Consider the following 11928-nt stretch of genomic DNA (forward strand, 5'->3'; position numbering starts at 1 on the left):
AGATAGACCGCGTCACGCCCAATCGCCAGCAGGCTGGCTCCCACAATGAAATGCATTCCTCTGTGGGAGCCAGCCTGCTGGCGATGACGGCCTCCAAGGCAATACAAATTCCGGAACACTCAATGAAACAAAGAAAAGCCCAATGGCCCTGGCACGTATTGACCGTGCTGGTGCTGATCGGCCTGGCCGGCGCGCTGTATTACGCCACCTCGCTGATGTCCTACGAATGGCGCTGGAACCGTGTGCCGCAGTACTTCGCCTACCACGCCGAAGAGTCCCAGCGCGCCGCCGACATCTCCACCGTCAGCGAACTGGTGCGCAAGGGCGACACGGTTGAAATCACCTTGCGCAACGACGCGGGCGACGAGCAACACCTGACCGTTGACGAAAACAGCCTGCAAGTCGCCCAGGGCGATGATGTGGCTGAAGGCGATGTGATCGGCGTAACCCGCCATTGGGCCGCAGGGCCATTGATGTGGGGGCTTTGGACGACCTTGTGGTTGTCCGTGGTGTCTGGCGTGCTCGGTCTGCTGATCGGCCTCGCCACCGGCCTGTGCCGGCTGTCGAACAACCCGACCCTGCGCGACCTCTCGACCATTTACGTCGAACTGGTGCGCGGCACGCCGCTGCTGGTACAGATCTTCATTTTCTATTTCTTCATCGGTACGGTGATGAACCTGTCCCGGGAATTCGCCGGGATTGCCGCGCTGTCACTGTTCACCGGCGCTTACGTAGCTGAAATCATCCGCTCCGGCGTGCAGTCGATTGCCCGTGGCCAGAACGAAGCCGCGCGCTCCCTGGGTTTGAGCGCCGGCCAGTCGATGCGTCACGTGGTCCTGCCGCAAGCCTTCAAGCGTGTGCTGCCGCCGCTGGCCGGGCAGTTCATCAGTCTGGTGAAAGACACCTCGCTGGTGTCGGTGATCGCGATTACCGAACTGCTCAAAAGCGGTCGTGAAGTCATCACCACGTCGTTTTCGCCGTTCGAAATCCTGTTCTGCGTTGCCGGACTGTATTTGTTGATCAACCTGCCGCTGTCGAAAATCGCCGGCCGGCTTGAGCGGAGGCTCGCGCAAAGTGATTGAAGTCCGCGATCTGGTAAAAGTCTTCGACACCCGCGGCCAGGTGGTGCGCGCGGTGGATAACGTGTCCACCCATGTAGCCAAGGGCGAAGTGCTGGTGGTGATCGGTCCGTCCGGTTCTGGTAAATCGACCTTCCTGCGCTGCCTCAATGGCCTGGAAGCGTTCGATTCTGGCTCGGTGAGCATCGATGGCTTGCAATTGGCCGACCCGAAAACCGATGTGAACGCCTATCGCCGCGAAGTCGGCATGGTGTTCCAGCACTTCAACCTGTTTCCGCACATGACTGTGCTGGAGAATCTGTGCCTGGCCCAGAAGGTCGTGCGCAAGCGCGGCAAGAAAGAGCGCGAGGCCAAGGCCCTGGCGCTGCTGGAGAAAGTCGGGATTGCGCAGAAGGCCAACGAGTTTCCGTCGCGCCTGTCCGGCGGCCAGCAACAACGCGTGGCGATTGCCCGCGCACTGGCCATGGAGCCGAAGGTCATGCTGTTCGACGAACCGACCTCGGCACTGGACCCGGAAATGGTTGGCGAAGTGCTGGACGTGATGAAAAACCTGGCCCTGGAAGGCATGACCATGGTCTGCGTCACCCACGAAATGGGCTTTGCCCGGGAAGTGGCGGACCGGGTGCTGTTCTTCGATCACGGCAAGTTGCTCGAAGATGCTTCGCCGGCGGAGTTCTTCGATGCACCGAAGGACCCGCGGGCGCAGGCGTTTTTACGGCAGGTGTTGTGAGCCCACTCCCAAATCGATCTTGAGGGCCGCAAAGCGGCCCTCGGTCGTCTGCGGCACAGGCACTCCTATGTGGCTTGCCGGATCGAAATGGCGTTTGGAGGTTTATTTGGTCCAGCTTTGAACTCACCCTGTTGTAACGGCATATTCAGATTGGATGTATCTGGAATCGAGGTGGAAACTGGCCCTCGAGTATTGAGGTTGGGTAGTGACGCGGTTCGTCTCAGCGGCGGTAGTGTCGATGGCAGAAGTGGTCGAGTTCCTCGGACTGCCAATCGGTGCAGAGTATAAGCAGCGCTGTTAATAGTGGCGAATGTACTAGTCGTCAAAAAAGCGTAAAAGAGCGGATCATTGACTGGTGATAGAGGGAAGGCGGCCTCCACGCGGTTCATGACCAAATAAAGTGCAGAAGCAGAAAATCCACCGACCTTTGCCATTGATTTGGTGACACCGCCAAAGGTGGTATTTGCTACGACGGGTATGCGCCTTGCCAGCCACCTGGGGACACGGGGAATCACGTAATCGTCCACCATACCCAAAGCGCTATTCGCAAACCACGCCCATCCGTACCAGGTTTGTCCTGTGGGGTCCGTGCGATTGATGGGGTCTCCCCCGCAATACGCATAGCCATTCAAGCCACCCTCTCCAAATGGGCTCAATCTGTCGTGACGGGCGAAACGCATGAGTACCGGACTGAAATCACGATGCCCATTTCCAAGTAAGTAATGTTCGGTGACCGGTTCCGAACGTTGGCCATTGAAACCGAGACGACTGGGTAATCCATCATTGACGGTGCGATGACCGTAAGGGGTATAGGCCGAATCGCCGTCAGTAGTCTGTAACACCGAACGTTGTTTATCGGTCATCAGCAGTGCCGTCCGTTGAATACCCTCCTTATGCAGTTCTGCTAGTAATACGTCCTCGAACTGGAAGATCTGTTGCTCAACGGTTCCCTGGACTTCCGTAGCCAGCCGCTCGTTTTGATAGAAGCGATTCTGCCGGAGCTGCCCATTGGGCACGCAACTGATGCAACGGTCGAGAGCATCGTAATGGTAGTGAATTAACAAGTTTTCAGGAGTGCGAGACATAGGACAACTTCAGGTAGTCAGGTTATGAAGGCAGACTCCACTGGAATGAGAATGATGTCTACCTATCAGATCTGATAGGTCTCGCGCGCACACGAAAGATGGCCATCCACTCGCTTTTTTGCATCAGGAGTAGCAGATGATGGAATGCTGTGCCGGATAACCTTGTGCAAACTGTTTCCGCATGCATGTAAAGTAATGCGACTGATGGGGAATGACCTGGAAATACCTTGAGTTGAATTCCACATTCTATATGTCACATATGTCGAGGATAAGCTCGGTCAGAATAGTTAAGAAATAAAAAGACAATTGATAAATTCAAATGGACGAAAATTTTTGTTGAAAATATCGCGTTGGTAATAATTAAAAATATTGATGTGAAGGGGCAGGTGGGTAGTGGAAATATCTGGATAGACAGTACCAGGCTCCATCAACTTTACATGTAGATTTCAGATTATTAGGATTCAGTGGCTGGAACTGAATAGCTATTGTTTGAATGCCAACTACCTGATGGGGTCGCAATCAAAGATGAAAGTTTTTTCTAGTCACCATAATAATCTGACTGAGCTCGAGGTTTTCGGCTTGTCGGCACAATATAATCTTGCAGATGGACACAGTTATATTTCTGCGGAGAAATATTTCAGTAACGTATTGTCTGAACTGCCTTTGTTATGGAGTTCGGCTGTTGAAACTCCCGTGCCAGAGATGGAAAAGCTTTTCAAAAACAAATTTGCAGAATACTTCGCTCTGGAAGGTTTAAGCAAGCACACACATTTTTCGGTATGTCCGACGGCATCCAATAGCATAGATATCGTCGGTGCCTGGGCTCGATCAATGAACTACAAAGTTGGGCTTGTCGAACCCACATTTGATAATCTCGCGCAGTTGCTCCGTCGTAGAGAGGTGGAGCTGGAAGCGATTTCTGAAGTTGTGCTTACCGACATGGCTTTGCTGGAAGAATTGCTATATAGCAAGCAGCTTGATGCTTTGTTCATGGTAAACCCAAATAATCCAACAGGTTTAGTTATCGATGCGGCCACGATGTCGAACATTGTCGAGTTGTGCAGTCGGCTAGACGTGGTATTGATACTAGACACTTCTTTCCGCTTCTGCCACAAGACCGACATAGATGAGTATGCGCTACTTATAGAAAAGGGCTGCTCCTTTATCATTCTGGAGGACACTGGCAAACAGTGGCCGACATTGGATACCAAAGCCAGCTTACTTTCATATAGCGAAAATTTGGCGCGTGATATCCGTAATATTTATGAAGAGATATACCTGTGTTGTTCAAATTTTTCATTGAGATTGATCATCGCATTTATTGATGCGACCCTGAAAAAAGGAGGGCTTTCTTACATCCAGTCGATCATCTCCAGAAATATCGAAATCGCGACGTCAGAGCTAAAAGATTCGATGATCACCATCGAAGCGCTGGAACCAGACTCCACGATGACAATCATGTGGCTAAATATTGAGAAAACCGGGCTATCTGATCTTGAATTGACTGAATATCTTGCAACCTACAGCGTTGCAGTCTTGCCAGGCAGGTACTTTTATTGGAATAGCCATCAAGTCGCGGGACATAATCGCATCCGAATTGCTCTTCTTAAACCGGACGACCAATTCGGCCCTTCAATTTTGCGTTTAAAGATGGCACTGGCAAATCTTAAAGATGTAAAGACTTCGAGTAACAAGAACTTGGTGGAGAGTGTGTGTTGAGAAAAATTCTGGTTACAGGAGATTTTTCCATTGGAGATGATGTATTTCCAGAAGATTTTGAACTCATTCATATTCGATGCCCCATTGATGAACAGCAAATTTTAGACGTCTTGCCTGAGGTTCAGGACTATATCCTGGGTGGGCCTGAGTATGTGTCTGCTCGTTTTCTAGATCACGCAACTCGGCTGGAAAACCTGGTTGTGATGGGAACCGGCACCGCGAGTTTCGTGGACATCGAGTACGCAGCGAAAAGAGGTGTTCGAATAGTCAACACCCCGCATATGAACATCCATGCGGTAGTAGAGTTCACGCTGGCCATGATGACAACCTGCCTGGCAAAAGTGTTTGAAAGTGTGGAGCGAGTGAAAGACGGGTCACAGTGGATCCAAACACCCTAGCGTTCATTGTCTGACTTGAGTTTTGGTTTTGTTGGCATGGGAGGCATCGGTAGCGAGATGGCTCGTCAGCTTCATCAGCGAGGGTGCAGAAAGATTAGTTACTGGTCCAGAAGTCAGAAGGTCGAGCTCGAGACTTCGTTTGGGCTACGATACGAATCTTTGGAGCATATAGCTAACTCCGTCGATGTTTTATGCATTCTTGTTACGAGTTGCGATGAGACTTACCACTTGATTGATGAGGCGATTCTAGAAAAAGCATCATCAGTGTTGAAAATATTTAATCTGTCTGATTCAAATGTGATTTGTCCTGTCGCATTAAAGAAGTTCCTCTTGTGCAATCCTGAAGCATTCTGTTTTATGGACGGGTATTACAATGAGTGGGTTAAAAACCAGGGTCAGTCCAATGATACACATGGTTTGCTTGCGCTTCCCAGCAAAAGTCTGATCGTGACCTCGCACTTGGCGGCGCAAGAAAAAGAAACCGTTGATAAGTTGTTCGCTCAAGCAGCAGAGCGAATTCTTGAGTTTGGTTGTGATCGTATAAAATAAACAAGTCGTAGTCGGTCGTAGCCTTATAGCGCACCTGTACTGACGCATTTGTAGATCGGCCATGAACTAGATGAGGCTAATATAGCCACTTATAAAAAATCTGATTATTCACCGATTTTTGAACCTCGCCGTAGCGAAGACTTCAAAAATCGGCGGATATTGAACGTTAAATTTGTGAGTTGCGATAAAGCATCACAGTTCATCACGCGCAACAGGTTTTGAACCTAGAGCCTGAGCAAATCGCAGCAGGTAGCCGTCAGGATCCAGTACAAGGAAATTACTTTCACCAAGAAGGGATTTATTTTCTCTATACCATGATGTTTCTATGGGCTTGTGCAGTTTGTACCCGGATAGGGTTATTGCTTTCGCCAGCGTAGCGACATCCGGACAATCGATTGAAAGGTTCATCCCACGTCCATAGGGCTGCTCCAGAGGCTCCACTCGCCATGGTGAGGGCTCCAAATTGTCTTGCTCCAACATCAGTTGGCTTCCGTTATAAGAGATAAATGCAAAGCCATTTTCCGGCCTTTCGTACTCGACACTGAAACCAAGTACTTTGCGATAAAATTTTAAACTGGTTTTTATGTCTGAGACGATCAGTTCTGGTATGAGTTTGTTGAAATTAACCATGAAGTATCTTCATCCTTGAAAAATAATAGTCGTAAGTTATGACGCGCAATCACTATTGGCGATGTTTGAGGAAAGGTCTAATTAAAAATCTTGATGTTTTCTGTTTGTTTGTAAGCGCCAAATTCTCGCACTATGAAATACAGATTATTTGTATTGGGCAGGCTTCACTATTTAAATAGGAGGTTTTCTAATGGGCGGATTTCAGAAGTCAGAAGAAATCTATGCTTCGCAGTTGAAGACTGGCAATTTGACGCTGATCGATGAATTAGCGAAGCAGGCGTTCAAGCGACCAACTGATAATTATAGACTTCAAGGTGAAACGCTCCAGCGGTGGTCGGCAAGCATGGAGTCAATGAATGAATTTTTATTCAAGCCTAAAGAAGATATAAAAAGAATTCAGTTGTCAATAATCAGTAACCTGGTTGATAAGGCGTACAAAAATGTACCCTTTTATCGGGAGCTTTATGGGGCGTGCGGGTATATTGAGGGAGGAATATCAAGCTTTTCCGATTTCGAACAGCTACCAATTGTCTCTAAATCTCTTCTTAATAGTTTTGATGACAGCATTAGGGTGAGTGATCCGGGAGCTATTGAAAGTGCGCACACCGCTCGAACATCTGGCTCAAGCGGTAAGCCATTTTCAGTGTACAGGGATGATGACTATATTGTATTAGAGCATTTGCATCTGATGCGTTTTTATAATGCATGCTTGCAACAGCCCCTACAACCGCATGATTGGATTTATATGATCCATCACGCAGGATTGGCATTTTCATCACTGCACGGTAAGTACAGGACGTTTCAATTGCCAGATTTACTTTCAAACACTCCATTGGGTGAGCACTTGCTTTTCTTGCGACCAAAAGTTGTCGTGACCTTGCCGAGCTACCTTCCTATAATACTTCGGCATAAATCCGAATTTGTAATGAGCGGTGTTGAGGCCATTCTAACTAACTCCGAAAGTAGCACGCAGTTGGAACGAGCCTATTACTCGAAAGCCTTGGGGGTTCCTATATTCGACGAGTATAGTTCTGAGGAAATTGGCATGATTGCGACACAGTGTTCTCATGGTCAATATCATGTTGCTGAAGATAACGTATACCTCGAGATTGTGAATGAAGATGAACAGGGCTTTGGTAATGTTATATGCACAGGCCTGAGTAATGAATTGATGCCATTGATCCGATATGACCATGGTGATGTTGCGAAGGGAATTCAAAATCAAACACGTTGTGATTGCGGTAGCTTTTGTACCTCGCTTAAAGAAGTGAATGGCCGACGAGATGATGCTTTCCGTACTCATGAGCACAAACTCGTTCCCAGCGCATCACTCCTTGCTGCAGTGGACGATATATTGCTTGCAACCGACAGGACGCTGCAAGCGTTCCGTTTGGTACAGAAAAGTTCAGACACGATAGAATTGTTGACTAAGTATAATGGTGAGACAAACAGAAATATGCCGACAATGTTAGAGCAGTTGAAAATCCGGTTCTCTTCATTATTCGGTTATACAGTTAATCTTCTGCATCAAGAAGTTGGCGCTCTCCCGGAACAAAAATCGTACAAGCGTAGAAGCATTGTACGAGAGTGGGAGTTGGATTGACCATGTCATTGGTTAAATTGGAAAATGTATCTCTATCTCTAGGCGGAAAAATAATTTTTTCGAATCTGAACCTTTCCATAAATAGCGGAGACAGAATAGGTATTATTGGTGACAATGGTTCTGGAAAGAGCTCATTAATGCGCAGCATGGCAAAAGTGTTGAATGAGCATGAAGGAAACATTAGTCATTCCAGATGGCTGAATTGTCAATACGTAGCGCAGGGATTTTCCTCTGGCTGGGATGATTCAACGGCGTTGGAAATATTAGAGAGCTGCCTAAAAAATCGTGCCTCCGATAAGTGGAAAGCCGAGTATGTGTTCGAGTTACTTGGTTTTCCAAAGAGCTACCGTACGCTGAGATTCTGCCAGTTGAGCGGCGGCTGGAAAAAGATGTTGATGATCGCCAGGGCGGTACTTTCGGAACCAGATCTTTTGTTGCTGGACGAGCCAACAAATCATCTGGATAAGGAGCATATCGAAAAGGTTATTTGGTTGCTTCGAGACAGCAATGTTGTGTCTACATTCGTTGTGGTGAGTCATAATCGAGATTTTTTGGATTCCGTAACAACGAGTACATTAATTTTACATAACAAAGCAATGTCACATTTTAACGCTTCCTTCACACAGTCTAGAATGTTATTTCTAGAAAATGAGAAAGAGTTGTTGCGCACAAGAGTTGAAACTGTCAACGAAATTCAAAGATTAAAAAAGAGTGCGAAATTTCAACGTCAGTTAGGCGTAAATAATTACAGTGACAAGGCGCTGCAAAAGGCAAAAAAAATAGAGCGAAAAATTAAAAGCCTTGAGTCAGTAATGCCCGAAAAACCTTTTTTGCAAAAAAAAGATATCACGTTGGCGGTAGACGAGTTCAGCGCTAGAAAAATTCTTCAGATTGATGATTTATTGTTGCGATCAACGGAAGGGGAATTGCTATTTTTTATTAAGTCTCTGGTGATCAACAGGGGGGACCGATTGGTGATTTCTGGAGCTAATGGATGCGGTAAAAGCACTTTTCTTAAAGCGATATTGCATCCGGGGCCCTGTATCCGAATTGGACCATCAGTCAAAGTCGGTGTCATTGATCAAGAGCTTTCTTCGTTACCGCTAGATCTACAGATTTTGGATTATTTTACGGCTAATTTCGAGCTCGACCAACAACAAGTAATCAACAAACTCGCATCCTGTGGTTTTTCCTATTTGGAGTCGCAAAAAAAAATTGGGCATCTTAGCTACGGTGAGCGTGCACGGCTTGTCATGCTGGCACTTCAATTGAGTTCACCAAATTTTCTGGTTTTAGATGAGCCGACCAATCATTTGGATATAAGCTCTCAAGAGTTGTTGGAAAGTGAAATTCAACGCGTTGATTCCGCGGCAATAATTGTTTCTCATGATGTGCGATTCATCGAAAACGTAGGTACTCGTTTTTTTGAAGTTTCGAATGGGCAACTGACAGAGTTACATTAAAAACCAAAAACAATTCTGGCTTATTCCTTGCTGTTCGGCATTAGCTTGGAATTATAGTGTGCCAGTACTTTGAGCGAAAATAAAAATCCTATGGAAACTTTGATTAATGTAACGAGCGTCGAAAAAAACTATTATTCAGCCAAGGAAACGCACGGTGCAATGGAGTGGTGCAAACAATTGATATGGCCGAGCTATGTTTCGTTTCAGGTGTTGAGTGGGGTAAGTTTCAATATTTCAAAAGGCGCGGCTGTTGGGTTTATCGGGCCGAACGGAGCAGGTAAGTCCAGTCTGATAAAAATTCTATGCGGGATACAAAAACCTACATCAGGCTCTGTAAGGATTTTTGGTTATGATCCTGCACTTCGCGAAAAAAATTTTCTGAATCAAATAGGCGTTGTATTTGGTCATAAAACATCGTTGTGGTGGGATCTTCCGGTAGAAACCAGTTTCGAGACGTATAAAGAAATTTACAACATCAAGGATGCTGATTACTGCGAGCGACTTTCGGAGTTATCTGAAGCGTTGAACCTTGGTAAGATCCTTCACAAGCCTGTGCGCAATTTAAGTTTAGGCGAGCGCGTAAAATGCGAGCTGACATTGAACCTGTTGCATTCACCGAAGCTTATTTTCCTGGATGAGCCTACGGTCGGTCTGGATGTTACATCAAAGTATGAGATACGAAAGTATTTGAATTATAAAAGAAGCCGGGACAATCTTTCAATATTTCTAACAAGTCATGACTTTGGTGATATTGAGTCTTGTTGTGATGGTGCCATTATTATTGATAGTGGAAAGATACGATTTGATGGTTCAATGCGCGAACTCAGCGGCAATTTTAAAGCCAATGTAAAGTTGACTGTTACCACGCTCGATCCAGACCCGTGTGGGGGCGAATTGATGGGGGTCAAACAAGCGATGGAGGCATTTCAAAGCGTTGGTATTATCAGTGATGGGCAAAATCAACTAACTTACCGAGTGCCAAAGGAATTGTTAGGAGCAGTTTTTGATAGATTTCAGGGGGGGATTTATTGTCTAGAGGTTTCCCCCATGGATTTTGAAAGCAATGTGGTGGATCTTTTCAAGACATGGTCTGGTGAGTGATTTGTGAATAGTGCTGCTTATTTTAGATTAGTGCGAACAGGTTTGCTCTCGGTCTATAGAGATCGATCCATGTTGATTACAGATCTTTTAATTGCCACGGGCGTGCCATTTTTTATACAGTTTGCAATCTGGCGATTTGTCTATGATGGAGCTGTCGCTGATACAATGTCGCAATACAGCCTGGAAGAAACATATCTTTATTATATTGCAGTGTTGGCCCTCAATCGATTGAACAATGCGTACGATCTTATTGTGCGAGTGTCTACGCATGTACACGAAGGACAGTTGGAGGGGATACTTGTAAAGCCGATCAGCTATTTCAAATACAATTTTTTTCTCTTTGTCGGTGGAAGTATCCTCTACTATATTCCTGTGGTTGTTATTGCATTGTTTGTAATAGCCTGGCGCGGAGAGTGGGTTGGCGTTCTGGGGTTCGTTTCTTTGAGTGTTGTTAATTTGTATTTTTGTTTTTTGCTGGGGTTTCTTATGTCGTTGTTTGCTTTCTGGCTTACTCGGCCCGATATGATACTTAGTTTTCAGGTTGTACTGGCGAGCGTCATTGGCGGTACTCTATTGCCTCTCGAATATTGGCCGGCCTATCTCGAGCCTCTCATGAGATATAATCCATTTCGACTGATTATCAGTGGTCCTGCGGAGTTTTTATTACGCCCAAGTAGTGGTTTGCTATTCGAGCTCTTATGCCTCTATGTTATTTGGTTTTTAATATTGCTAATGTCCTGTAAAGCCATATTCAGGATTGCCGGTAGCAGATACTCAGGGTCGGGAGGTTAAATGAGCGTGCGCAATCTGATATTGAATTCATTCAAAGAGGAGGCAAGGTACAGGACCAACTTTATCGGCTCCATACTAGCGCTTTTTACTCTTTATAGTCTGCAGTTCATTTTCTTTGATGTCATAGGGTCATTGGTCAAGCCTGACAAAGCCGATGCCAACTGGTTGCTGATTTTCTTTATGTCGTATGCATTGGGAGGTTTGGTAATAAGTTTTTTCAGTGCAGGTATTGCGGACTTTTTTCGACAGCTGACCCTCGGGCGGGTAGATGTTCTTCTGGTACGGCCTGTTAACTTGCTTGTGTTGATTTTGTTCAGGTGGTGCCAAGTGTCTTATCTGCTGGTCGCTCTCCTGCTTATTGTAATGTGTATCGTTTCGGGAAAAATCGATTTTCATTCTTTCACTGTCAGTGCGGTTAATACGGGACTCTATGTGATCGCGCTGATGGCTGGGGTGATGGCGGGTATAACCTTTTTGTTGGGGCTGAGTTCGTTTTCATTTATTACCCAGCGTGAATTGCCTGTTGATTATATTCACGCCTCGATATTTACATTTGCGTTGTTGCCTGAACATTTTTACTCAAAAACACTGTCGTACGTTCTGGTGTCAGTTTTGCCAATGATTGTGTTTGCTTCTGTGGCAATGGACGCACTCTACAATGGACTGACACCGTTTGTGCTGACATTCTTGTTTGCGGTCAGTCTCGCATTTTGTTTGGCGTTAAAAGTTGTTTATAATTTATTTAACCGCTTCGATAGCATTGGAGGCTGAGCCGTTTC

General features: G+C 46.2%; 12 protein-coding genes. 10 read left to right on the plus strand and 2 right to left on the minus strand.

Going from position 1 to position 11928, the window contains the following annotated elements; all coding sequences use genetic code 11:
• Window positions 1–122 precede the first annotated feature (122 nt).
• Window positions 123–1082 carry an amino acid ABC transporter permease gene (locus AC07ZE_RS02405; protein ID WP_207260781.1) on the plus strand — a complete coding sequence of 320 codons (960 nt, stop codon included), beginning with the start codon at window positions 123–125 and terminating at the stop codon, window positions 1080–1082.
• Window positions 1075–1809, plus strand: a complete 735-nt coding sequence (locus tag AC07ZE_RS02410) for an amino acid ABC transporter ATP-binding protein (protein ID WP_095192263.1) — start codon at window positions 1075–1077, stop codon at window positions 1807–1809. Before AC07ZE_RS02405 ends, AC07ZE_RS02410 begins: the two co-directional genes overlap by 8 nt.
• A 65-nt stretch (window positions 1810–1874) precedes the next feature.
• Here the strand turns inward: AC07ZE_RS02410 and AC07ZE_RS02415 are convergent, their stop codons facing one another.
• Window positions 1875–2894 (minus strand): RHS repeat-associated core domain-containing protein, encoded by a 1020-nt coding sequence (locus AC07ZE_RS02415; protein ID WP_207260784.1) that lies wholly within the window; start codon window positions 2892–2894, stop codon window positions 1875–1877.
• Window positions 2895–3473: 579 nt separating this feature from the next.
• On the opposite strand from AC07ZE_RS02415, the gene AC07ZE_RS02420 reads away from it, so the two are divergent.
• The 3 genes from AC07ZE_RS02420 to AC07ZE_RS02430 are packed head-to-tail and all read left to right on the plus strand — an operon-like array spanning window position 3474 to window position 5560.
• Window positions 3474–4613 carry an aminotransferase class I/II-fold pyridoxal phosphate-dependent enzyme gene (locus tag AC07ZE_RS02420; RefSeq protein WP_207260796.1) on the plus strand — a complete coding sequence of 380 codons (1140 nt, stop codon included), beginning with the start codon at window positions 3474–3476 and terminating at the stop codon, window positions 4611–4613.
• Complete coding sequence (locus AC07ZE_RS02425; protein ID WP_207260798.1) at window positions 4610–5011, plus strand: Rossmann-fold NAD(P)-binding domain-containing protein; 402 nt, start codon at window positions 4610–4612, stop codon at window positions 5009–5011. The genes AC07ZE_RS02420 and AC07ZE_RS02425 overlap by 4 nt, the downstream gene beginning before the upstream one ends.
• A 15-nt stretch (window positions 5012–5026) precedes the next feature.
• The gene (locus AC07ZE_RS02430) at window positions 5027–5560 is read left to right on the plus strand and encodes an NAD(P)-dependent oxidoreductase (protein ID WP_259332001.1); all 534 of its coding nucleotides are present in this window, start codon (window positions 5027–5029) and stop codon (window positions 5558–5560) included.
• Between the two features lie 192 nt (window positions 5561–5752).
• Here AC07ZE_RS02430 and AC07ZE_RS02435 read toward each other — a convergent pair whose 3' ends face one another.
• Window positions 5753–6190, minus strand: a complete 438-nt coding sequence (locus AC07ZE_RS02435) for a bleomycin resistance protein (RefSeq protein ID WP_207260802.1) — start codon at window positions 6188–6190, stop codon at window positions 5753–5755.
• A gap of 190 nt (window positions 6191–6380) precedes the next feature.
• Here AC07ZE_RS02435 and AC07ZE_RS02440 point away from each other — a divergent pair, with 190 nt between their 5' ends.
• The 5 genes from AC07ZE_RS02440 to AC07ZE_RS02460 all read left to right on the plus strand — a co-directional run bounded on the left by AC07ZE_RS02440 (window position 6381) and on the right by AC07ZE_RS02460 (window position 11920).
• Window positions 6381–7793: a phenylacetate--CoA ligase family protein gene (locus AC07ZE_RS02440; protein WP_207260804.1), complete on the plus strand. Its 1413-nt coding sequence runs from the start codon at window positions 6381–6383 to the stop codon at window positions 7791–7793.
• A 2-nt stretch (window positions 7794–7795) separates the two neighbouring features.
• On the plus strand, window positions 7796–9256 hold the full coding sequence (locus tag AC07ZE_RS02445) for an ABC-F family ATP-binding cassette domain-containing protein (RefSeq protein ID WP_207260806.1): 1461 nt from the start codon (window positions 7796–7798) through the stop codon (window positions 9254–9256).
• Window positions 9257–9346: 90 nt separating this feature from the next.
• Entirely contained in the window at window positions 9347–10357 is a 1011-nt protein-coding gene (locus AC07ZE_RS02450; protein WP_207260814.1) for an ABC transporter ATP-binding protein, read from the plus strand.
• Between the two features lie 69 nt (window positions 10358–10426).
• Window positions 10427–11149 (plus strand): ABC-2 family transporter protein, encoded by a 723-nt coding sequence (locus tag AC07ZE_RS02455; protein WP_207260824.1) that lies wholly within the window; start codon window positions 10427–10429, stop codon window positions 11147–11149.
• Window positions 11150–11920 (plus strand): ABC-2 family transporter protein, encoded by a 771-nt coding sequence (locus AC07ZE_RS02460; RefSeq protein ID WP_207260834.1) that lies wholly within the window; start codon window positions 11150–11152, stop codon window positions 11918–11920.
• The last annotated feature ends 8 nt before the right edge of the window (window positions 11921–11928 follow it).

It is taken from the genome of Pseudomonas sp. GW101-3H06 (assembly GCF_059424605.1).